Genomic DNA, 22,429 nt, shown 5'->3' with positions numbered 1-22,429 from the left:
TTTAAAAGCAAGTATTATGAAGCTACTAAAAACAATTTCATTCTCCGTCTTAGGATTAATCAGCGCAAGCACCTACGCACAGGAATTTAATGCCGATATTCAAATCAGACCCCGTTATGAATACACAAATGGTTTTGGAAGTTTATTGAAAGCTGGAGAAACACACACCTCTTTTGTCGGTCAGCGTTCTAGAGTTAACTTGAATTACAGCGATTCAAAATTAAAAGTGAAGGTTGCTTTGCAAAATCTACGTACTTGGGGTGATCGTAATACAATTCCAAAAAGTGATGTAAACGGTGTAGCCTTATTTGAAGGGTGGGCACAATATAGTTTTGACGAAAATTGGAGTACCAAAATTGGGCGCCAAGTTATATCTTATGACAACCAACGTATTTTTGGAGGATTGGACTGGGCCAATCAAGGTCGTAGCCATGACGCTGCTTTAATCACTTACAAAGACAGTAAAAATCAACTGGACCTAGGATTTGCATTGAATGCAGATAACGAAAATAAAGTCGCAACTGCTACACCTTATACAACAGATCACAAAAATTTACAATACGCTTGGTACCATACCAATATTGAAAAAGTTGGAATTAGCTTCCTGGCATTAAATGTTGGAAGAGAATATTTGAAATCAGTTGCAGAACTTGAAACGAATTACAATCAGACTATAGGTACTTATGTTACATATAAGGGTAAAAAAGCAGCCTTGGATTTCAGTCTTTATGGACAAACTGGAAAAATTGGCGCTAATAAAGTTTCTGCCTGGAATGCTGCTGCAAATGCTTCATTTGCCCTAAGTTCAAAATTAAAGGCAACAGTAGGTTATGAATTTTTATCTGGTAAAGATCAAAATAGCACAAGTACAATCGTTAAATCATTTAATCCTTTATTTGGTACCAATCACGCCTTCAATGGTTTTATGGATTACTTCTACGTAGGAAATCATGCTGGTTCAGTAGGATTACAGGATATCTCTTTAAAACTAGATTTCCCAATCAAGAAAGTAAATCTTTCTTTGACTCCTCACCTATTTTATGCACCAAATAAAGTTTTTGCTGGTACAGTTGAACAAGATTCTTATCTAGGTACAGAAGTAGATTTGACTGCCGCCTACAAAGTTTATAAAGATGTAGTGGTGGTCGCAGGATATTCACAAATGTTTGGGTCAAGCACTATGGAAGCACTAAAAGGTGGTAATGCAGATACAACAAACAATTGGGCTTGGGTAATGGTTAACATCAACCCGCAGATTTTCTCAAGTAAAAAATAATCAAGTTATAAAGAACAAAAAAATAGATACGATGAAAAAACTAGTATTCAGAATCTCATTACTTGCTGTAACTGCTTTAAGTATTATGAGCTGTAAAAATGAAGCAAAAAAAGGAGGAGCTGCAGAAGAAACGAGCACCTCAACTACTGAAAAATTAAAATTAGAAAAACCTCAAGTTACTTTGGGTTTCATAAAGCTTACTGATATGGCACCCTTAGCTATCGCAAAGGAAAAAGGCTTTTTTGAAGACGAAGGCTTGTTTGTAACGTTGGAAGCACAATCGAATTGGAAAAATGTTTTGGACCGTGTAATCGACGAACAAATTGATGGATCTCATATGTTGGCAGGACAACCAATTGCGGCAGCTGTTGGTTTTGGAAGACAAGCTAAGTTAGTAACCACATTTTCAATGGACTTAAATGGTAATGCTATTACAGTTTCAAACGATGTCTGGTCAAAAATGAAACCATCATTACCCATGAAAGATGGTAAACCTGTACACCCTATTAGTGCTAGTGCCTTGCTGCCAGTTATTAAGGAATATAAAAACAGTAATAAATCATTTAAGATGGGAATGGTTTTCCCTGTATCAACTCATAATTATCAATTGCGTTATTGGTTGGCAGCAGGAGGAATTAATCCTGGTATGTATACCAAAGATAACGTACAAGGTATGATTAATGCCGAAGCACTTTTGTCTGTAACACCACCACCACAAATGCCTGCAACGCTTGAAGCTGGAACAATCAATGGTTATTGTGTAGGAGAGCCTTGGAACCAACAAGCAGTAAGCAAAGGAATCGGAGTTCCAGTAATCACCTCTCGCGACATTTGGAAAAATCATCCTGAAAAAGTGTTTGTTATGACAAAAGCTTTCGTAGAAAAAAATCCAAATACAGCAATTGCAATTACTAAAGCACTTATTAGAGCTGGTAAATGGTTGGATGATCCTAAAAACAGAAACGAAGCAGTCAAAATTTTATCTAGCCCAGCTTATGTAGGTGCAGACGAAGCGGTACTAAAAAACTCTATGACAGGAACTTTCGAATATGAAAAAGGAGATAAACGTGATGCAGCAGATTTTAATGTATTCTTCAAATACAACGCTACCTACCCGTTCTACTCTGATGGAGTTTGGTATATGACACAAATGAGACGTTGGGGACAAATTACAGAAGCGCAACCTGCAGATTGGTATGCCTCTAAAATCAAGGAAGTGTATATGCCTGAGATCTGGACCAAAGCAGCAGAAATGTTGGTTAAAGAAGGAAACTTATCTCAAGATGATATTCCAACCACAGACGGTTACAAAGAAGCTTCTTCAGACTTTATTGATGGCATTCAGTATGATGGTAAAAAACCGTTAGAATACATTAAAAGTATGAAGATCGGTAATAAAAACTAACAAACATTTTATAATTGAGGGTGTTGCAACGGCGCCCTCAATTTTATAAAACTAAATCAAGACCTATTTTTTTTCACCAATAGCAGGCTACTATATTACGATCTGGTAGCACCTATTTGAAGACCAACATTATAAAATTAAGAAACATGAAAACTAAAATTATAAAAGCCGTAAAATTTATGGGATTGGGATACCTTGAACCTCTCATTCGATTAATAACTGGCGAAGAAGTGAGAAAAAATTCTAAAGATGCATTCAAACGAATTCTTTTCCCTCTTTTATCAGTAGTGGTGTTTATTCTTTTATGGCATTCGTTTTCAAATTATTTAAATAATGTTGAATCTACCCTGAAAATAGAAAAAACATTAAAAAATCAAGGTCCTGAGGCTGCTAAAAAATTAGAAGATTGTATTGCTTCTGGAGATATTAGCTGCAGACCAAACTCCCTACCTTCACCAGCAATGGTAGCAACGGCTTTGGGCAAACTGTGGGATGACCACAAGATTATGGCTACCAAGAAACAAGATTTCATTGATAAATATGAAACCATCAATGAAGAAAGAGCCGCTAATGGCGAAATCGAGATTGTATACACTGGCCGTCCTTCTTTTGTCGATCAAATTAAAACGAGTTTAAAAACGGTATTTGCAGGTTTTCTATTGTCAATCATAATTGCTGTTCCACTCGGAATTGTGCTAGGACTGAGTGATACTTTGCGAACTTCTTTTAACTGGTTGATACAGATTTTAAAACCTGTTTCTCCTGTCGTTTGGTTACTGTTGGTTTCTATGATTGTGAAAACAGTACTGACAGATGTTGATGTAGAGAAATCATTTGTGATCTCTTTTATTAGTGTTGGTTTATGTTCGATGTGGGCCACTTTGGTAAACACCAGCGTTGGAGTTTCCTCTGTAGACAAAGATTTTATGAATGTTGCAAAAGTATTGCAGCTTGGTACTATCAAAAAAATATTTAAAATCATACTGCCATCCTCTTTTCCAATGATCTTTACAGGATTGCGTATCACACTTTCTGTAGCCTGGATGGTATTAATTGCTATCGAATTATTAGCCCAAAGTCCGGGATTAGGTTCTTTTGTTTGGGAAGAATTTCAAAATGGTTCTAGTGACTCCAACTCCAAGATTATTGTAGCCATGTTTGTAATTGGTATAATCGGATTCATGCTAGATCGTATTATGATGATCTTTCAAAAGCTACTTACGTTTACAGATTAATTTCGAAAATAACAGCAAAAAAGCTAAGTCAATAAGAAATTAAAAACTTCTTAACCAGAACTTTAAAACTAAAAAAAATGGCTTATTTAGAACTAAAAAATGTTTGTAAATCCTACGGTGAAGGAAAGAATAAAACCGAAGTATTGACAAATATCAATTTAAAAATAGAAGAAGGTGAATTTGTAGCCATCGTAGGTTTTACTGGAAGCGGAAAAACAACTTTGGTCAATTTACTAGCAGGATTAATTGAACCTGACTCGGGCGAAATTTTATTCAAAGGGCAACCCATTTCTGGAACAAGTCACGAGCGTGGTATTATTTTTCAAAACTACTCCTTACTCCCTTGGTTAAGTGTGTACGAAAATATAGCCATGGCCGTAAGAGCAGTATTCAAAGATTGGACGAGCAAACAAGTAGATGAACAAGTAAGAAGTTTTATCGAAAAAGTAAACTTAACACATGCCATAAACAAAAAACCGAAAGAGCTATCTGGAGGAATGCGCCAGCGTGTAGCGGTTGCGAGAGCTTTGGCCATGAAACCCGAACTGATTTTGATGGATGAGCCTCTAGGTGCTTTGGATGCCTTGACACGTGGGAATTTACAAGAAGAAATTCTCTCTATCTGGAGCGAAGATAAACGCACCGCATTACTGATTACCAATGATGTCGACGAAGGCGTTTTTATGGCAGACAGAGTCATACCCCTGCGACCGGGTCCCAAAGCGACTTTAGGTCCAGAATTTAATATCAATATTGATCGTCCTCGAAATAAAATTGCACTAAATCACAATGATAATTTTAAAACACTTCGAAATGGTATTATCGAATATTTAATGCAAATAGGAAAAGAAAGAACCGCCGGAATAGAACTACCCAATTATGAACTACCCGATCTGGTTCCAATGAAATTTGATTAGCAGATAAGAATTGATTAATGATTATTAAATGCATTATTCCCTCTTTTAAAATTAAAAAAAATGTCACAAACACTCACACATACCAATACCATCGATCATGACTTGCAAGGTTTTGAAAAGTACATGCTTGAATTGTCAAACATCACAAAGGTCTACCCTACTCCAAAAGGAGATTTCGTAGTATTAGAAAATTTAAATTTAAAAATTAAAGAAGGTGAATTTGTTTCTATAATCGGTCATTCTGGATGCGGAAAAACAACTTTATTGTCGATGATAGCTGGATTGAATCCCATTACCAGTGGTGAAATCATTCTAGACGGAACACCTATAAAAGGTCCTGGTCCCGACCGTGGCGTAATTTTTCAATCGCCAAGTTTATTACCTTGGATGAGCGCTATGGAAAACGTGCAACTGGGTGTCGATAAAGTATTTGCCAATGCTACCAAAAAACAACGGGAAGATATTTGCAAATACTATCTAAGCAAAGTAGGTCTTGATGGAGCATTTGATAAAAAAGCCAAAGATTTATCGCAAGGAATGAAACAGCGTGTCGGGATTGCAAGAGCCTTGGCTTTAAAACCACAAGTTCTACTATTAGATGAACCTTTCGGGATGTTAGATTCCTTAACCCGAGGCGAACTGCAAGATGTATTACTAGAAGTTTTGGATAAAGAAAAAACCACGGGAATTATGATTACACATGACGTTGATGAATCTATTTTCTTGGCAGATCGAGTAATAATGATGACCTCTGGCCCACGTGCACAAATTGGTGACATATTAGACATTACCTACGACCGTCCTCGTAATCGTAAAGCAATTTTAGAGCACGAAACCTATTATAGCAACAGAGAACATTTGATTAATTTCTTAGAGCATTAACATACATATTATTAATTCATAAAAAGCCGAAAAAGATGTATTTCTATTTCGGCATTTTGTTTTATGTGCTTTTTTATTTGCTGTCAAATTAATAGTAGTAGTGCTATTTTGAGCTATGCTAATAAAACATTTTGTGGTTGAAACATTTTGGCTATTTTTGAAAGCGATAAAAAAGTAAAAAATATGACATCATTATATATCAACTGGGATGTAAACTCAGAAATAATTAATCTCTACGGTTTCCCTTTAAAGTATTACGGTCTCTTATTTGCCTCGGGTTTGGTTTTATGCATGTTCTTACTCAAAGGAATCTTTAAAACCCAAAAATTAAGTGAGGATGCACATGAATCTTTATTTCTTTACGGGATTGTAGGTATATTTGTGGGTGCTCGATTGGGACATTGCCTATTCTACGATTTTGATTATTTCTCACAGCACATTCTCGAAATTTTTCTGCCCATACAAAAAGACAGTTCTGGTACCTACCAGTTTATAGGCTATGCTGGATTGGCGAGTCATGGTGGTGCGGTGGGACTATTATTTGCGCTCTACCTGTATTCGAAAAAATTTAATATCAAATATATCATGATTCTCGATTTGATTGCAATTGTAGCACCATTGGGAGCTACTTTTATCAGACTGGCCAATTTGATGAATTCTGAAATGATTGGTAACCCAACGACTATGCCTTGGGCTTTTGTTTTTAGACAAATTGACAATGTTCCAAGACACCCTACGCAACTATACGAAGCCATATCGTACTTCATCATTTTTATTGTCATTTATTCGATCTATAAAAGTAAAAGATACGAGCTGGGTAAAGGATTTTACTTTGGATTGTGTATTACTTTGATCTTTATCATGCGAATATTAATCGAATTCTTAAAAATCAACCAATCGGAATTTGAAGATGGAATGCTATTGAACATGGGGCAATTACTAAGTATTCCGTTTATCATTATCGGATTATTTTTTGTCATCAAGAATGTTAAACAAACATCATAAACAAAGTCGAAAAATCGCGGAATTAATTCCATAGAAAGCTTATTACAGTCTGAGAAATTAAAATTTTTATAGCATATAGAATTTCAAAATGTCATCGTAATCTTTATACCGCTGTTTGAAAATTAAAATTTTAAAATTCTGTTTTAGGAGTCGATTATTCAAAATGTGATATTAGCTAAAAATTCGAATGTATATATTAAATCAGTTGTATGTTAACTGATTATGGTTGAATTTCCCAAACAACAAGAGGTTAATTATGTGCTAAGAACGTTCAATTTGCTTCGTATTAAATACTTTTTCAGCTATATAAGCTATTTCGAATTATTTTTTACAGAATTAATTGACTATTTTTAAGAAAATAATTATTTCAAAAATAGCAGTACATGAAACAGACTCTCCTCAAATATTACGATCAATTTAGTAATAAACTGTGGTTCAGACCTCTTCTGTTTTGCGTCTTATCTGTGGGTGGTGCACTTATTGCACACCTTGTTGATGGAACTGGGTTAAAAGAATTCGTACCCGATATCAAGGAGGATTCCATCGAAGGTTTACTTGACACCATCTCTGGGAGTATGCTAGTTATTGCCATCTTTGCTGTGGGATCAATGCTATCAGCTTTTACATCGGCAAGTAATATTGCTACACCTAGGTCTTTTAAAATCATTATTGCAGATGATGTATCTCAAAATGCGCTTTCTGCCTTTATTGGTGCTTTTATATTTAGTATTGTTGCCACTATTGCACTTAACAATGGTTATTATGGCAAAGCTGGAAGGTTCATCCTCTTTCTATCTACTATTTTACTATTTACAGTCGTAATCCTCACATTTCTAAGATGGGTCGATCGTATATCTAGATTAGGAAGGTTGGAACACACCATCAAACAAATCGAAACAGAGGCAGCTGCCTCTTTAGCAAGTTACATCAAACATCCATTTTTACAAGCGTTACCTATCAAGGGTGGGTTTGCAAATGGAATACCAGTACTAGCAACAACCGTTGGTTATGTGCAACGGATTGACATGAAGACGTTGCAATTATTAGCATTAGATAACAAACTAAATGTGCGACTCAATTGCCTACCCGGTAAGTTTGTGCACGAAAACTTTCCATTGGCATACATAAGTCCAGAAAACGAATTGAACATTTCTAAAATTAGTGAAATAGTTAACAAAGCCATACAAATTGATGCAACCCGATTGTTTGAAGAAGATCCGAGGTTTGGATTAATTGCTCTTACAGAAATTGCTAGCAGGGCACTATCACCTGGTATCAATGACCCGGGTACAGCCATACAAATTATCGGGAGTCAGGAACGATTACTTTTTTTATGGAATAGAAAAACGGAAAACGATAAGAATATTAAACCACTATACGATCGCATTGAAGTTCCAAATATTACAATCGATGATTTGTTTGATGATGCTTTTAGACCTATCTGTAGAGACGGCGCTAGTACTATTGAAGTGATGCTGCGTTTACAAAAGGCATTTACATCATTGGCAACTATTGATAATAACGAAATTAAAGAGGCGAGCTTACATTATTCAAAAGAAGCTTTTGGTCGTGCAAAAATTGCTCTTACTTACGATCTCGATGTCGATATATTAAAAAAGCATTGCTTATTCAGCTCTTCTGCATATTCATAAAATTAGTTTCAAAAGCAGTGAGACTTATTAGCATGTAGAAAGGATGTTACACTACACCCTTACCATCCTTATGTCAATTTCTCTTTCTACATATTTCCATTCTTCCGATTTGCGCATAATGCTAAGTAGCTCGTTAAATGCTGGCTCGTCTTCGGGTGCAAATTCAAACCAGGTTAAAAAGTCAAATGGCTCATTTATATCTCTCGAATGATAGAGTTGTCGGGCAATTGCTGGTAAGTACTTCATACCATGTTGCATGTGTTTGGATTGATTTTCTATAATATGTCGACGTTCATCCTGAGCAAGGTCCCACCAAGCTTGACTTTTTCGAATCGGTATAAATGCGGCATGAGTTGCTTTTTTTCTGCCCAATTTTTCTTGTTTGGCGTCCATTTTTTCTTTCTCATATTTATCGGTATAGCGCATATTGCTAATTACCCCTTTTAAAGACCAATCACCTTCAAAACGATTGATCAAACAACTTTGTATTTTATCAACGTGAGTCACCTTTGGTAAAGAATCACCTATCAGAGTTGTTGCTTTTGTTATTTTCCAATCTCCTGTTTTCCCTCCTATAAAGTCAAATATATTTTCATTCATGAACAATGCTTTTGTGAATACCAAGTATTCAATTAATGCTGTTATTTATGAAACTAAATATACGCTTCTGTTACAAAATTTCTACTGTAGCAAAACCATTGCTAAAACTGTCTTTTGGCAAAGATTAATAAGCGTAAATACAAAATTAAAGCAACTATAAAAATCATATATTAAGTATTTTTACTTAAACTCTACAAGAAAAAGAGAATAACTCTATAGTAAAAAAGTATTTACTTTTTTACTGCAGTTTAAGCAATTTGCTAGTCATTGAACTTTTATTTTGAACTAACGGAATATTTAGAATCTATTTTATCAAGTTGTTGCAGCTTTAATTACCATATAAATTATCTAAGGTGAAATAATAAGCAATACTTATAATAATCAGCTCAAAATACCAATTATCTCCAAAAACTTAAAAAATCCGAATCGATATACGTATTTATACGTAAAAATACGTATTTTTACAACATCAGAAAGAAATGAAGAAGTTTTAGTAACAACAAAGTAGTGTATCAATGCAAAATTCAGAAATAAAAACGACCTGCTCCTATTGCGGTGTAGGGTGTGGAATAATTGTAACCAATGATTCTAATAATGGAGTAAGCGTAAAAGGAGATAAAGACCACCCTGTAAATAGAGGGATGCTTTGTTCTAAAGGAATGAATTTACATTATGTTGCCAACGACACTTCAGACAGAATTCTGTATCCCGAAATGAGATGGAGTAAATCACACCCCAAAGAGAGAGTGAGCTGGGATGAAGGTTTAGACCGCGCTGCGGCAGTCTTTACTTCGCTTATAAAAAAATACGGACCTGATAGTGTTGGTTTTTATGTCTCTGGACAGTGTTTGACCGAAGAATATTATCTTGTAAACAAACTAGTGAAAGGTTTTTTGAAAACCAATAATATAGACACCAACTCCCGGCTTTGCATGAGCTCAGCTGTAGTAGGGTATAAAAAAACTTTTGGTGAAGACTCCGTTCCTATTGCTTATGATGATATCGAGTTGGCAGATACTTTTTTGATCACTGGAGCAAATCCAGCTTGGTGCCACCCAATCCTCTTCAGAAGAATTGAGCAGCACAAGGAAAAGAATCCTAAAACAAAAATTATTGTTGTTGACCCTAGAAAAACTGACTCAGCACTTACGGCAGATTTGCATTTGCAAATACTTCCTGGAACTGATATTTATTTATACCATGCGATCGCAAAATGTCTGATTGACAAAGGCTATGTCGACAATGATTTTATCAAGAACCACACAGAGAACTATAATGCCTATAAAAATCTAGTTGTTGCTACTTCATTGGAGAAAGCTTCGCAATTGTGTGGAATTCCTATTAGCGAAATCAAACAAGCTGCAGAAATGATCGCCAAAGCCAAAGGTTTTCTATCATTATGGGCTATGGGATTAAATCAAAGTGCTATTGGAGTCGACAAAAACACTGCACTACTTAATCTTTCCTTGTTAACAGGTCATGTAGGTAAACCTGGCTCAGGACCTTTCTCACTTACAGGACAACCCAATGCAATGGGCGGCCGTGAAGTAGGTGGTATGGCCAATTTACTAGCTGTACACAAAGAATTAGCCAATCCGGTTCACCGACAAGAGGTTGCTGATTTTTGGGGAGTAGACTCTATTTCTGAAAAACCAGGTCTAACTGCTACCGAAATGTTTGATGCATTGGAATCTGGAAAAATGAAAGCTGTTTGGATTATTTGTACCAATCCACTAGTGAGTATGCCAGACGCGCGTAGGGTCGAAAAGGCATTAGCAAATGCAAAATTTGTTGTCGTTCAAGAAATCTCACATAAATCAGATACCGCTAAGTTTGCCGATTTATTGCTACCTGCTGCAGGATGGTTAGAAAAAGAGGGAACAATGACAAATTCTGAAAGACGTATTTCCTATTTACCAAAAGGTATTAATGCTCCTGGAGAAGCTCTTTCGGATATTGAGATATTAATTCGATTTGCAAAAAAAATGAATTTCGCTGGCTTTGATTATAATTCAGCCGAAGACATTTACAAAGAATACTGTGCATTAACAAAAAATACGTCGATAGATATTTCGTTCTTAAACTACAACCGTTTAAAAAATGAAGGAACCTTTCAGTGGCCTGTTCCAGATTTTGGACATCCAGGTACGCCTCGATTGTTTACCGATAAAAAATTTCATACACCTTCGCAAAGGGCGATTTTTAATCTTCCCGTTTCTATAGAAAACACCTCAGAACAACCAACCGATAAATTTCCGTTTATTCTAACCACAGGACGTATAAGAGATCAATGGCATACGATGACCAAAACAGGAAAAGTATCCCGACTCTTATCTCATATTCCTAGTCCTCTACTCGAAATAAATCCTATCGATGCCTTTAAGGCGGGTATTGAAGATGGTGATATCACTATCGTAAAAAGCAAAAATGGAGAAGTTCGAGTCAAAGCCAAGGTAATCGACACGATAAAGGAAGGTGTTGTTTTCTTACCTATGCACTGGGGGAAGCAATTGGACAATGATTTAAATAGAGCTAACAATTTGACCAATACAGTGGTTGATCCAATTTCTAAAGAGCCTGACTTCAAATTCACTACTGTTTCTGTCGTGAAATATGAAAAAGCTTTCGAGAAAATTGCTGTTGTTGGTGCTGGAGCGGCGGCTTTTCGATTCATACAAAATTATCGCGAGATCAATACCACCGATGAAATCATCGTATTCTCAAACGAGGAAAATCCGTTTTACAACCGCGTCTTATTACCCGAGTACGTGACGGATGAACTTTCTTGGGATAGTTTGCAGAAAATAAAGGCAGATTCTCTTAGTAAATTGAATATCACTATGAAATCTGGTGTTGCTATTGACAACATTAATAAAAACGAAAACTTAATTACTGATAGTAAAGGAATTATACATTCGTATGACTCCTTAATTCTCGCTACCGGTAGTAGACCATTCGTACCAGAAAATGCACAATTGCATTTACCAGGACGCTTTACTATGCGTAGAAAAGAAGATGCAGACCGTTTAAAAAATTACTTAGACGGAACCAATTTAAAATCACAAGACCAGCACGTAGTTATCGTGGGAGGTGGATTATTGGGGCTAGAATTAGCAGCAGCTTTAAAACATAAAAAAGTAAAAATTACTATAATTCAGCGTGCTTCCCGATTGATGGAACGTCAACTCGACCGTATTTCTTGTAAACTACTGGCCGAAGAAGTGCAATTAAGAGATATACAAATCTATTTTGATAACGAAGTAAGTACTGTTTTTGAAACTGATAATGATAACGAACTAGAAATTGGTCTTAAAAGTGGTCGAATATTAACAGCAAATGCCATCGTTTACACTATTGGTACTATTCCGAATATCGAGATTGCAAAAGAGACAGGTGTAGCCTGCGGACGTGGTGTAAAAGTCAATCAATACCTTCAATCATCGCAACCAAATATATTTGCTATTGGCGAAATTGCTGAATTCAATAATCAATTATTTGGTATTACCTCTGCTGCAGAAGAACAAGCTGATATTTTGGCTAACTTTATAGCAGGAGATATTAGCAGTTTTTACAAAGGATCTGTACTGATGAATATTTTAAAACTAGAAGATATCAATTTATGTAGTATTGGGCAAATTGACTTTCCAGAAAACGATGATTCTTATGAAGAAATTGTTTTTACCGATTTGAAAAAACGATATTATAAAAAATGTGTGGTTCGAAATGACCTACTCGTTGGTGCTATTTTGATGGGTGATAAAAATGAATTTGCCGAGTTTAAAACCATGATCGAAAGCAAAATCGAATTGTCTGACAAACGGGAGATGTTACTGCGTGGTAGTGGCTCTCAAGCCAAACCTGTAATAGGGAAATTGGTATGCTCTTGCAGTCAAGTAGGAAGCGGAAATATTGAAGAAGCCATTAAAAGTGGTTGTACCAATTTTACGGAATTATGCAAAACCACCGGCGCTGGATTGGGTTGCGGAAGCTGCAAAACTGAAGTCAAAGAATTATTATCAAAATGCAAATAAGAATTTAAAATCATAGACACACCTCCCAACTCTTTTAGATTGAAAAGAAGTAAGAGTATCTACATTTTTTAAATCCGAATACTATAAAGAGAACATCCTAAAGTAATAGAAAATGGAATTAACACGATTAATAGTAAAAGGAGGCGTATTTTCTCCGGGTGAATTAAAAGAAATTGCAACTATGGCTTTGGATCAAGGTCTAGAAACTATTTCTTTTGGCTCAAGACAAGACATCATATTCCCAAAAGGTTTTCAAAATTTAGATAAAGAGAAAACAGGTAAACACCATCTTGTATTACCTCATGAAACCAGTGGTAATAATATTGTATCTTCTTATGTTTCTACAGATATACTTAGAAATACACCTTGGCTTACAGGGAATAAATTTCTTTACGTTTTAGAGCAATTCAAAGAGCAGCCCGATTTAAAAGTGAATATCACCGATCCTAAACAACAACTTGTTCCTTTGTTTACAGGCCATATTAACTTTATTGCTGCAGAACACGAAGACTATTGGTTTCTCTACATTCGCTTGCCCAACTGGGAGCGTATGGAAGTATACCCTGTTCTTATTTACAGCTGGGATATTGCCACCATTTATTACGAAATCGAAAAAATAGTGCGTCAAGAATCGTGCGGAATCGATATGATTTTCAGCTTGGTTAGCGAAGCATTAGACACCAATAACAGAACGATTGACAAACCCTTGAACATTCCTTTTTATCCTTTTCCTTATTATGAAGGAATGAATAGATTGGGAATCGATCAATACTGGCTGGGATTATATTGGAGAAATAATCTTTATGATTTAAAATTTTTACAAGATTTATGTGATTTATGTTTCGAATGTAAAATTGGTAAAATTTGTATCACACCTTGGAAATCATTTATCGTTAAGGGAATTCCCAAAGATAAAAAACTAGAGTGGGAGAAATTTTTGGGTAAAAACGGAATTAATGTACGTCACTCCTTATTGGAGTTAAACTGGCATTTACCCGTAGCAACAGAATGGGCACTTAATTTGAAAACATTCCTGGTGCGCACCCTTGATCAATTTGACATCAGTACGTATGGACTTACGTTTGGTATTGCTGATTACAATCGAGATGGGCACTATTTTACTGCTATTGTAGTCGAAAAAAATCAATTGCCAAAGGAATTAGAATCTATCAAAATTAGAGATACTTTTAATGTCCTTTATGCCAAGAATTTTGATGCCAACAGTCGCGAGTACATTGTACATGCGCAAGATGTAGACAAACTTGAATTGCCCAATATACTGATCGAATTGAGTAAAAAATATTTTGACCAATTAGGAAACTTAATTGCCGAGAGTACTAGTGAAGCCACCACTACAAAGAAAGAAAACACCATTCAAGATGTGTATCAATGTCAAGAATGTTTAACCATATACAACTCAGAATATGGCGATATGGAACAAGGCGTTGCCAAAGGTACTTTGTTCAAAAACATCCCAGAAGACTATTGTTGTTCACTATGTGAAGCGCCAAAAAATAATTTCATAGCTTTGACCTCCGAAATTCAAGTTATATAAAAATTTAAGAACCCATACATGAATACAACTTTTAAAACAGTAAGCTCATCGCACATCACGATATCCGAATTAATGTTGCCGTCTCATACCAACTTTAGTGGTAAAATTCATGGAGGTTATATTCTATCTCTTATGGACCAAATTGCCTTTGCTTGTGCTTCAAAATTTTGCGGAAATTACTGTGTAACTGCTTCTGTCGATACTGTCAATTTTTTGATGCCTATCGAAGTGGGTGAATTGGTAAGTATGAAGGCCAGTGTAAATTATGTAGGGAGAACATCAATGATTGTTGGTATTCGTGTAGAAGCAGAAAATATTCAGACAGGAGTAATCAAACACTGTAACTCGTCCTATTTTACGATGGTTTCAAAAGACAACGAAGGCAAAACTTCTCTTGTACCAGGATTGATATTAACTAGTTTAAAAGAAGTAACTCGTTTTCAAAATTGCTTGCGCCAAATTGAAATGAAAAAAGCAAAAGAAGATCAAAAAAATGTTGCAACCTTCAGCTCTATTGACTCAATTTTAAATTCAAAAAAATACAATATCAAGGTAGAGTTGCATTAATAGCAGCTCATTCTCAAACAATAAATTTACTTTTATCTAGACTAGATTTATAATCACAAAAAAAAAACAGCTCGAGAGCTGTTTTTTTTTGTACTATGATATTACTTAGATTAAAAACTTAGATTTTGATAGACAAATTCATCCTCAATATTTTCGTCTTCTAAGTAGTCTGTCAATTTCGAAATATTACCAACTACTTCACCGATCACAATAATTGCCGGTGACGAAATTTGTTGGTCTTTTACTAAAGCTGCGATCGTACTCATTGTACCAATCACTTTCTTTTGGTCTGCTCTAGTTCCGTTTTGTATGATTCCGATTGGTAAATCATCAGTTCTATTTTCTTTGTAAACTGCTATAATTTCACTCAGTTTGTGCATTCCCATCAAGATAACGACGGTTGCTGCTGACTGTGAAGCAAGAGTAACATCTTTTGACAAATTATGATCAGAGGTTGTTCCTGTAATTACCCAGAAACTCTCTGCAACTTGGCGCTGAGTCAAGCTAATTCCGTTTAACGCAGGTACACCCATAGAGGAGGAGATTCCAGGAACGATTGCCGTCTCTAAGCCGTTTTTATAAGCAAATTCAATCTCTTCACTTCCACGACCAAATACAAATGGATCACCACCTTTTAATCGTACAACGTGACCATGCTGATGTGCCAGTGCCACAATCAATTCATTGATTTGATCTTGACTGTAAGCGTGACAACCTAATCGCTTGCCTACAAATACAATTTCGGCGCCGTTGGCATATTGTAATAAATCTTCATTCACCAAGGCGTCGTACAAAATTACATCTGCAACCTCTAGAGCCTTAATCGCTTTTACAGTGATTAATTCTACATCTCCTGGCCCTGCTCCTACTATCGTTAACTTCGGTGTTTTTGAATTATTCATTTTATCTTCATTTAATATTTCGAAAATAAATCTCGCTTTATTCAACCATTGGCTTAAAAACTTTGTCAATTTATTTTCAAATTTAATTACTAATTCTTCTACTACGCATAAATACTTAATACAAATATAAGTATTTATACGTAATTAAAACAAATTAATAATCAAATTTACGTATTTTTCGAACTCAAGTGTTTATTTACTCCACTCAGCAATGCTGTCTTTGTTCATTTTTACATAATCTTGATTCCCTGCTTTTTCTGAGGCAACTAGTGAAGCTTTTGCTGCTTCGATGGCGCCACTTCTATCTCCTTTTTTTGCCAAGATCAATGACTTTAACCTTAAGTAGTAAAATGGCGATTCTGGTGTAAGCGCTAGAGCTTTTTCCATATAACTATTCGCTTTACTTATGTCTGAAGTAGATTGAAAATAATATTGTGCAGCAGTATAATAATCATTTCCTGTAGCTCCACCAAGTACTTTTTCGATACTTTCTATTGCTTTTTGCTGTGTTGGTACTGCAAATTTTAAAGAAACATAAGAGTGTTCCCAAGCCATATCTAAGGAAGCACCATTTGGATCAATTCCGTTGATCCCAATGGTAAAAGTTTCAACTGCTGTTGGTGTAGCGTTTTCTCTAACATTTGTTTTTAAAGCTACATTCGTTTCTTCAAACGTTTTTGGCGTTCCCCAATTGTCTGTAGTTTTATAAAAAATAACATCCCAACTTTGAATATTTGGAATAGTATATAATGCATATTTCCCTTTCGGTAATTTCTTTCCATCAATCGTCACATCATCACTAAAAGATATTGTAGTATTTTCATTTGCACCTGTTCGCCATAATTTACCAAACGGCACCAAATTACCATATACAATTCGATCTCTTGCTGAAGGTCTAGAATATATAATTTCGATATCAGTAAGTCCCACCTGCTGATTAATTACAGCTCTAGGACTCTGTTGTGGCGTTTGAATTTGTGCTTGAACCAAACCTTGTGAAAATACAACTAACAAAGCGATAAAAATATTCTTCATGTTTCTCTCTTTTTTATTTTTGCAAAAGTACTAAATCCAAATGTAATGGGTTGTTAAATAATCCCCAAACCACTACTGTAATTGTGATACTTCTCTAAAATTGAGTTCGTTAAAATGACTTATCACGCGATCAGCAAGTGCTAAATCTTGATCGTTTGAATGAGTACTGTCGTAACCCACGCAAAAGATTCCAGCAGCTTTTGCCGCCCTTACACCATTGGTACTATCTTCTATGACAATACAGTTTTCTTTGGGCGCAATAGAAAGTGTTGCGGCATGCAAGAAAATGGCAGGATCTGGTTTGGACTGTGGAAAATCTTCACCGCTAACCTTATGTGAAAAGTAGGTATCTAATTTGAAACGATTAAACACACGATCAATAGTTACCTTTGAAGCCGACGAAGCCAAAATTAATTGCATACCATTTTGATAGCAATCTTTTATCAATGCCTCTACTCCATCCAAAAGTTGTAAATCTTCTTTGGTATCAAAAGCGTCGTTAAAGATGGTTCTTTTTCTTTGTATCATCTCCTCTACATCTTCAGAAAGATGGAATAAATCTTTTAATTTTTGATACGTATTACGAGTTGATTGTCCGGTAAGTGACGTATAAATATCTTCAGATACTTCGATTCCTAATTCTTTATAATGTTGAAAATAAGCATAACGGTGTACGGGTTCTGTGTCTACAATTACACCATCCATATCAAAAATTATTGTCTGTATCATATTGTCGTTATCTGTTTTATATATTATAATTTATCTTCTTCTTCTTTACGTAAGTGAAAGAAGTTAAATCTTATTATTTCAATCTCTATAGCTTATGTTGCGATATTTTATTAACTACAAACTACTTCCTATTGACTATTTCTTTATTAAATAGCGAATAACAGTTTCGGCAGCGTAAAGACCAAAAAGTCCAGGCATATAACTATTTGTACCGTAAAATGATCTTTTAAAATTGGTACCGTCGGTCATTTTTAAACTGGACTCTTTCTGAATTTCAGAAGAAAAAACCACCTTTACTTTGTCTATATTTTCCTTTTTAAGTCTTTTTCGAATAGTTTTAGCAAAATAACAGTTGATTGTTTTACTTATGTCTGCAACCTTAACTTTAGAGGCTTCCATCTTTCCACCTGCTCCCATACAAGAGATAATTTTCACTCTTTTTCTCTTAGCACCAATTATCAAATTAAGTTTTGGAGTTACACTATCAATACAATCCAAAACGTAATCATAATCGGTAGAAATAATTTCGAATGCGCGTTCAGGAGAAAGAAATTCCTGTACACGTATAAGATTTAATTTCGGATTGATATCCATCAATCGATCACCTACAATATTTATCTTTGGTTGTCCTACAGTAGAATGCAGGGCGGGCAATTGCCTGTTGATGTTGGTAATATCAACCACGTCACCATCAACAATTGTCATGCTTCCTACTCCCGCTCTTGCTAAGAATTCGGCTGCAAAAGAACCTACTCCACCTAGACCAACTATTAAAACATGTGCATTCTGCAATTTTTCTAATCCTTCTTTCTCAAATAAAAGTTCAGCTCTTTCTGTCCACTCTGCCATTTTATATTTTTTTTTATGTTTTATGAGATCCCGTCCTAATACGATTTCCCTTTTAATTTATATTCGACTTAGACTCGTTTTGAAAACAAGTTCAAAATTATTGCTTGTTAGCTGTTGCATCTCCTCTATAGTGCAACTGTAGTATTTTGCCGCCATTGCATACACCTCTTGAATGTTTTCTGTACTTGTATCCGTTTCGAGAAAAATACGATCATTGGGTACCGATAAAAAAACTTTTTCCAATCCCGGATTACGCAATAAATGCTTACCAAAAGACAAATAGAAATCATTATTGATCAACTGCTTGGCTAATTGTTCACTTTTAGAAAAACCGTGTATAATGATTGGAACAGTAATTTTTAGACGGTTCTTGATGGCAATCAATTCATCATAGGCAGCGACACAATGTAGTACTACTGGTTTGTTGTATTCTTGTGCCAAAAGCAGTTGTTTTTCAAAAACATCCTCTTGTATCGGCATTGCTATATCTATTTTTTTATCCAAACCACACTCCCCCAATGCTAAACAATTAGTGTCTTGTAATTTGATTTTAATAAATGCTAAATCTGCTGTAAGCCGTTGTTCATTGATATACCATGGATGAATACCAATCGAATAAACTGGTAGGATTTCATTAAATTCCCATGGATACTGATTTACCAGTTCTATGACTGTACTTTGATTGGTAAACGAATGTGTATGAAGATTGAAAAAAAGCATTAATCATGGAAGTTTTTGACACCCGCTTCAATTTTTACTTGTAAGTCATTTTCTAATGGTACTCTGGGACAAGAAAACTTATGGCTATAAGCACAATATGGATTGTAGGCAGTATTAAAATCAATGTCAATTGTATCTCCCGCAGGAATTTTTAAGTCGATATAACGACCACCAATGTAAGTTTCATCACCCGAGGTCAAGTCAGAAAAAGGTAAAAACAGATCGTTTTTATACTTTTGATTTCGAGACAGTTCAATGTCGCGATACAGATTCAGCATAAAGTTCTTGCCATTAAGTACAAAATGAACCTCACCATATTTAACGTACAGAGGTGTTCTACTAGTAGACGTTTTCATTTTGAATGCTTTTTCTTTTTTTGTACGAATGAATTTTGCAGTGACAAAAAATGATTCGTTTACAGGATAAAAATCGAGAGACTTGAAATCCTCTAAATCTTTTGGTTCCAACGGACTTGTACTTGCATCTGCGTACTCTTCATTCAAATACTTTTGAAAATCTAAAGATTTTTGCTTGTTGAAATTTCCTTGTGCAAGAGCAACTACAGAAAACAGCAGAAAGGATAATATCGTGATTTTTGGCATTTTATATTTTTTATACAAAAATAAGTCAAAAGATATTAAAACTCCTAAAGAAGCACAATTTTAACGGCTTATTAGTTCCTTTTTTTGGCTATCTTTGTTTCTCTAAAAAAATGATATGTTTCAAGTTTTAGCCTACCTCAACAAGCTTTTATTACCTAGCCTAACAAAAAAAGGCTTGGACATATCTAAAGCCAAAAAATGGCAATTAGCACTAATTGGTTATCGCTACTTTGTAACGACTAGAGCCGTAAAGCAATAATCTTAAAACTTAAAAAGCTCAAAATATAATGATCCGGCTTCTGAACCTACTATTTATTTGTTCTATCTATCCAAAGTCTTATGTTTAGATTACGTTATGATTATAGATTGACTGCATTTTGCAAATTGTTTAACTCTTACAGTATCGACTTTAAAATTTTAAATCTTTTTTTTAAATGGAAAATACTATAAATCAAGTAGATAATTTCGATTAACTATTTTTTTGAAATTTAATTTAATTTTAGGCTTGTAGATTTCACATTTATTCCTATATTTGCACCCGCAACAACGTTGTTTACAACGATTGCAAAAATGGCCTTGTGGCGCAACTGAATAGCGCACTTGATTACGGCTCAAGAGGTTACTGGTTTGAATCCAGTCAAGGTCACAAAAAACATCCCTATTACTTGATAAACAAGTTTTAGGGATTTTTTTTTTGCACTGTAGATTGAGTAACTGCTTTTTAAAAATTTCTTTTCCTATCTAAGTACTTCCTTAAATTACTTACTCCAATAACTAAATTAGACAAGTAATAATTATAACATTAAAAGTAGATAGCCTTCAAATCAATTATAGTTTGTTTATCTTTGATTATACCATTTCTCTATAAAAATTAGATCACAGAAGCATTCGCTAGATGACAAAAAATCAAAAAATTAAAACATGAAATACGCATTCGTAATCGGACTCTTCCTAGTTCAAATCCTTGGTTATTCACAATCGAATAAAGAAACAGTAGCTTCTCAAAAAGCAGATGATAAGTTGTTGTTAACCATTTTCTTGAAACACGATCAAAGCATGAATTTAAATGAGATCGAAAAGATTAGAACCGATCAAGGCTTTTATAAAAATTTCCCCCCAGAAGGAGTTTCAGTAGTCAATTGGTATGTGGTGATGGGAATTGGGCAAATGGTAGTGTTAGAACTTCCTGCCTCCAAATTAGCTGCAGTAAATTTAGCCATTGAGAGAACCGCATGGAAGGCTTTTAAAACAGAAATTTATCCTACCTACAACTTGTACCCAATTGTAGAAGGTAAGTTAGAAAATAAAGCAAAAGTAAGTTACTAAGAATGTTAATAAACTAAGATGGTGCAACTGTGAGTGGGTATTATTTTAGTTTTTTTTTTATAAAGAACCGTCTATTAATCTTTTGGGTTAAATACCTTCCTGCCTTTGCATGTAAAATGACTCGTTTGCAACATGGCTCAAATAGCATTAGGATGCGATATTTTACATTTCATTTTAGCCCAAGTCAATCATAATTATTCAATTCAAGTCATTCTAGTCCACAACGTTTGTCATTCCGTAGGAATCTCTTTTGAAGTGATTTGTTGGTGTGAGACGCTTTCAGCGAGACAAACTTTGGGTAGCACGTTTATTTCGCAAATTTTGAATGCTATTTTTCACTTACTTTCTGTTAAAAGCAAATTACATTGTTTGCAACGCAGTTCAAATAAAATTTTGCTACTCCATCTGGGAGAATATTTTACGTTTACATTTGAGATCTACTTAAATTTAATTATGAAGTTCAAGCTATTCTAATCCGTAAAGCTTGTCATTCCGGAGGAATCTCTTTTGAAGTGATTGGTTTGTGTGAGACGCTTTCAGCGAGACAAACTTTGGGTAGCACGTTTATTTCGTAAAATTTGAATGTTATTTTTCACTTACTTTCTGTTAAAAGCAAATTACATTGTTTGCAACGCAGTTCAAATAAAATTATGCTACTCCATCTGGGAGAAAATTTTACGTTTACATTTGAGATCTACTTAAATTTAATTATGAAGTTCAAGCCATTCTAATCCGTAAAGTTTGTCATTCCGGAGGAATCTCTTTTGAAGTGATTGGTTTGTGTGAGACGCTTTCAGCGAGACAAACTTTGGGATGTACGTTTATTTCTTAAAATTTGAATGCTATTTTTCACTTACTTTCTGTTAAAAGCAAATTACATTGTTTGCAACGCAGTTCAAATGAAATTATGCTACTCCATCTGGGAGAATATTTTACTTTTACATTTGAGATCAACTTAAATTTGATTATGAAGTTCAAACTATTCTAATCCGTAAAGTTTGTCATTCCGGAGGAATCTCTTTTGAAGTGATTGGTTTGTGTGAGACGCTTTCAGCGAGACAAACTTTGGGATGTACGTGTATTACTTATACGCTGAAGCCAGCAGGGGATTCGTGCTGTAGCGCGGAGCCGAATTTCACAA

The 22,429-nt window shown here is 35.0% G+C and carries 19 protein-coding genes and 1 tRNA gene; 13 read left to right on the top strand and 7 right to left on the bottom strand.

Annotation, left to right across the window (positions count from 1 at the left end):
* Positions 1-16: 16 nt before the first annotated feature.
* The 7 genes from LXH21_RS13280 to LXH21_RS13250 all read left to right on the top strand — a co-directional run bounded on the left by LXH21_RS13280 (position 17) and on the right by LXH21_RS13250 (position 8,372).
* Positions 17-1,276 (top strand): alginate export family protein, encoded by a 1,260-nt coding sequence (locus LXH21_RS13280; protein ID WP_239866677.1) that lies wholly within the window; start codon positions 17-19, stop codon positions 1,274-1,276.
* Positions 1,277-1,307: 31 nt separating this feature from the next.
* Positions 1,308-2,681 (top strand): CmpA/NrtA family ABC transporter substrate-binding protein, encoded by a 1,374-nt coding sequence (locus LXH21_RS13275; RefSeq protein WP_239866675.1) that lies wholly within the window; start codon positions 1,308-1,310, stop codon positions 2,679-2,681.
* A gap of 146 nt (positions 2,682-2,827) precedes the next feature.
* A complete protein-coding gene (locus LXH21_RS13270; protein WP_239866673.1) occupies positions 2,828-3,916 on the top strand; it encodes an ABC transporter permease in 1,089 nt (362 codons plus the stop codon).
* A gap of 77 nt (positions 3,917-3,993) precedes the next feature.
* Positions 3,994-4,833 carry an ABC transporter ATP-binding protein gene (locus tag LXH21_RS13265; protein WP_239866671.1) on the top strand — a complete coding sequence of 280 codons (840 nt, stop codon included), beginning with the start codon at positions 3,994-3,996 and terminating at the stop codon, positions 4,831-4,833.
* Between the two features lie 123 nt (positions 4,834-4,956).
* Entirely contained in the window at positions 4,957-5,715 is a 759-nt protein-coding gene (locus tag LXH21_RS13260) for an ABC transporter ATP-binding protein (protein ID WP_394799579.1), read from the top strand.
* A gap of 183 nt (positions 5,716-5,898) precedes the next feature.
* Positions 5,899-6,720 (top strand): prolipoprotein diacylglyceryl transferase, encoded by an 822-nt coding sequence (gene lgt / locus LXH21_RS13255; protein WP_239866666.1) that lies wholly within the window; start codon positions 5,899-5,901, stop codon positions 6,718-6,720.
* A gap of 383 nt (positions 6,721-7,103) precedes the next feature.
* Entirely contained in the window at positions 7,104-8,372 is a 1,269-nt protein-coding gene (locus tag LXH21_RS13250; RefSeq protein ID WP_239866664.1) for a DUF2254 domain-containing protein, read from the top strand.
* A 51-nt stretch (positions 8,373-8,423) separates the two neighbouring features.
* Here the strand turns inward: LXH21_RS13250 and LXH21_RS13245 are convergent, their stop codons facing one another.
* Positions 8,424-8,972 carry a chlorite dismutase family protein gene (locus LXH21_RS13245; protein WP_239866662.1) on the bottom strand — a complete coding sequence of 183 codons (549 nt, stop codon included), beginning with the start codon at positions 8,970-8,972 and terminating at the stop codon, positions 8,424-8,426.
* 515 nt (positions 8,973-9,487) lie between these two features.
* Here LXH21_RS13245 and LXH21_RS13240 point away from each other — a divergent pair.
* From LXH21_RS13240 to LXH21_RS13230, 3 genes are all read left to right on the top strand, one after another.
* Positions 9,488-13,003: a nitrate reductase gene (locus LXH21_RS13240; protein WP_239866660.1), complete on the top strand. Its 3,516-nt coding sequence runs from the start codon at positions 9,488-9,490 to the stop codon at positions 13,001-13,003.
* A gap of 112 nt (positions 13,004-13,115) precedes the next feature.
* Complete coding sequence (locus LXH21_RS13235; protein ID WP_239866658.1) at positions 13,116-14,558, top strand: rubredoxin; 1,443 nt, start codon at positions 13,116-13,118, stop codon at positions 14,556-14,558.
* 18 nt (positions 14,559-14,576) lie between these two features.
* Entirely contained in the window at positions 14,577-15,125 is a 549-nt protein-coding gene (locus LXH21_RS13230) for an acyl-CoA thioesterase (protein WP_239866655.1), read from the top strand.
* 110 nt (positions 15,126-15,235) lie between these two features.
* Here LXH21_RS13230 and cobA read toward each other — a convergent pair whose 3' ends face one another.
* The 6 genes from cobA to LXH21_RS13200 form a co-directional block, all read right to left on the bottom strand.
* Positions 15,236-16,027 carry a uroporphyrinogen-III C-methyltransferase gene (gene cobA, locus LXH21_RS13225; RefSeq protein WP_239866654.1) on the bottom strand — a complete coding sequence of 264 codons (792 nt, stop codon included), beginning with the start codon at positions 16,025-16,027 and terminating at the stop codon, positions 15,236-15,238.
* A 192-nt stretch (positions 16,028-16,219) separates the two neighbouring features.
* Positions 16,220-17,062 carry a DUF2911 domain-containing protein gene (locus tag LXH21_RS13220; protein ID WP_239866652.1) on the bottom strand — a complete coding sequence of 281 codons (843 nt, stop codon included), beginning with the start codon at positions 17,060-17,062 and terminating at the stop codon, positions 16,220-16,222.
* A gap of 72 nt (positions 17,063-17,134) precedes the next feature.
* Positions 17,135-17,791, bottom strand: coding sequence for an HAD family hydrolase (locus tag LXH21_RS13215; protein WP_239866650.1), 657 nt, complete (start codon positions 17,789-17,791; stop codon positions 17,135-17,137).
* A gap of 135 nt (positions 17,792-17,926) precedes the next feature.
* Positions 17,927-18,640, bottom strand: a complete 714-nt coding sequence (locus LXH21_RS13210; RefSeq protein WP_239866648.1) for a tRNA threonylcarbamoyladenosine dehydratase — start codon at positions 18,638-18,640, stop codon at positions 17,927-17,929.
* A gap of 57 nt (positions 18,641-18,697) precedes the next feature.
* Complete coding sequence (locus LXH21_RS13205; RefSeq protein WP_239866646.1) at positions 18,698-19,360, bottom strand: TatD family hydrolase; 663 nt, start codon at positions 19,358-19,360, stop codon at positions 18,698-18,700.
* Positions 19,360-19,962, bottom strand: a complete 603-nt coding sequence (locus LXH21_RS13200; protein ID WP_239866644.1) for a DUF1684 domain-containing protein — start codon at positions 19,960-19,962, stop codon at positions 19,360-19,362. Before LXH21_RS13200 ends, LXH21_RS13205 begins: the two co-directional genes overlap by 1 nt.
* A 115-nt stretch (positions 19,963-20,077) precedes the next feature.
* On the opposite strand from LXH21_RS13200, the gene LXH21_RS13195 reads away from it, so the two are divergent.
* The 3 genes from LXH21_RS13195 to LXH21_RS13185 all read left to right on the top strand — a co-directional run bounded on the left by LXH21_RS13195 (position 20,078) and on the right by LXH21_RS13185 (position 21,288).
* The gene (locus LXH21_RS13195) at positions 20,078-20,221 is read left to right on the top strand and encodes an SsrA-binding protein (protein ID WP_239866641.1); all 144 of its coding nucleotides are present in this window, start codon (positions 20,078-20,080) and stop codon (positions 20,219-20,221) included.
* Positions 20,222-20,534: 313 nt separating this feature from the next.
* A tRNA-Arg gene (locus LXH21_RS13190) sits at positions 20,535-20,608 on the top strand.
* A 275-nt stretch (positions 20,609-20,883) separates the two neighbouring features.
* Entirely contained in the window at positions 20,884-21,288 is a 405-nt protein-coding gene (locus LXH21_RS13185; protein ID WP_239866639.1) for a hypothetical protein, read from the top strand.
* Positions 21,289-22,429 lie beyond the last annotated feature (1,141 nt).

The organism is Flavobacterium algicola, from assembly GCF_022399565.1.
GTDB lineage: Bacteria > Bacteroidota > Bacteroidia > Flavobacteriales > Flavobacteriaceae > Flavobacterium > Flavobacterium algicola.
Note: the sequence above shows the minus strand (reverse complement) of the source record. Positions and strands in the feature narration are given on the sequence as shown.

What these genes read in the sequence shown, in the direction of transcription:
- lgt (WP_239866666.1), top strand. Translation starts at nt 5,899, where the DNA reads ATGACATCATTATATATCAACTGGGATGTAAACTCAGAAATAATTAAT.
- LXH21_RS13240 (WP_239866660.1), top strand. Translation starts at nt 9,488, where the DNA reads ATGCAAAATTCAGAAATAAAAACGACCTGCTCCTATTGCGGTGTAGGG.
- LXH21_RS13235 (WP_239866658.1), top strand. Translation starts at nt 13,116, where the DNA reads ATGGAATTAACACGATTAATAGTAAAAGGAGGCGTATTTTCTCCGGGT.
- LXH21_RS13215 (WP_239866650.1), bottom strand. Translation starts at nt 17,791, where the DNA reads ATGATACAGACAATAATTTTTGATATGGATGGTGTAATTGTAGACACA.
- LXH21_RS13220 (WP_239866652.1), bottom strand. Translation starts at nt 17,062, where the DNA reads ATGAAGAATATTTTTATCGCTTTGTTAGTTGTATTTTCACAAGGTTTG.
- LXH21_RS13250 (WP_239866664.1), top strand. Translation starts at nt 7,104, where the DNA reads ATGAAACAGACTCTCCTCAAATATTACGATCAATTTAGTAATAAACTG.
- LXH21_RS13245 (WP_239866662.1), bottom strand. Translation starts at nt 8,972, where the DNA reads ATGAATGAAAATATATTTGACTTTATAGGAGGGAAAACAGGAGATTGG.
- LXH21_RS13280 (WP_239866677.1), top strand. Translation starts at nt 17, where the DNA reads ATGAAGCTACTAAAAACAATTTCATTCTCCGTCTTAGGATTAATCAGC.
- LXH21_RS13270 (WP_239866673.1), top strand. Translation starts at nt 2,828, where the DNA reads ATGAAAACTAAAATTATAAAAGCCGTAAAATTTATGGGATTGGGATAC.
- cobA (WP_239866654.1), bottom strand. Translation starts at nt 16,027, where the DNA reads ATGAATAATTCAAAAACACCGAAGTTAACGATAGTAGGAGCAGGGCCA.
- LXH21_RS13200 (WP_239866644.1), bottom strand. Translation starts at nt 19,962, where the DNA reads ATGCCAAAAATCACGATATTATCCTTTCTGCTGTTTTCTGTAGTTGCT.
- LXH21_RS13185 (WP_239866639.1), top strand. Translation starts at nt 20,884, where the DNA reads ATGAAATACGCATTCGTAATCGGACTCTTCCTAGTTCAAATCCTTGGT.
- LXH21_RS13260 (WP_394799579.1), top strand. Translation starts at nt 4,957, where the DNA reads ATGCTTGAATTGTCAAACATCACAAAGGTCTACCCTACTCCAAAAGGA.
- LXH21_RS13275 (WP_239866675.1), top strand. Translation starts at nt 1,308, where the DNA reads ATGAAAAAACTAGTATTCAGAATCTCATTACTTGCTGTAACTGCTTTA.
- LXH21_RS13195 (WP_239866641.1), top strand. Translation starts at nt 20,078, where the DNA reads ATGTTTCAAGTTTTAGCCTACCTCAACAAGCTTTTATTACCTAGCCTA.
- LXH21_RS13230 (WP_239866655.1), top strand. Translation starts at nt 14,577, where the DNA reads ATGAATACAACTTTTAAAACAGTAAGCTCATCGCACATCACGATATCC.
- LXH21_RS13265 (WP_239866671.1), top strand. Translation starts at nt 3,994, where the DNA reads ATGGCTTATTTAGAACTAAAAAATGTTTGTAAATCCTACGGTGAAGGA.
- LXH21_RS13210 (WP_239866648.1), bottom strand. Translation starts at nt 18,640, where the DNA reads ATGGCAGAGTGGACAGAAAGAGCTGAACTTTTATTTGAGAAAGAAGGA.
- LXH21_RS13205 (WP_239866646.1), bottom strand. Translation starts at nt 19,360, where the DNA reads ATGCTTTTTTTCAATCTTCATACACATTCGTTTACCAATCAAAGTACA.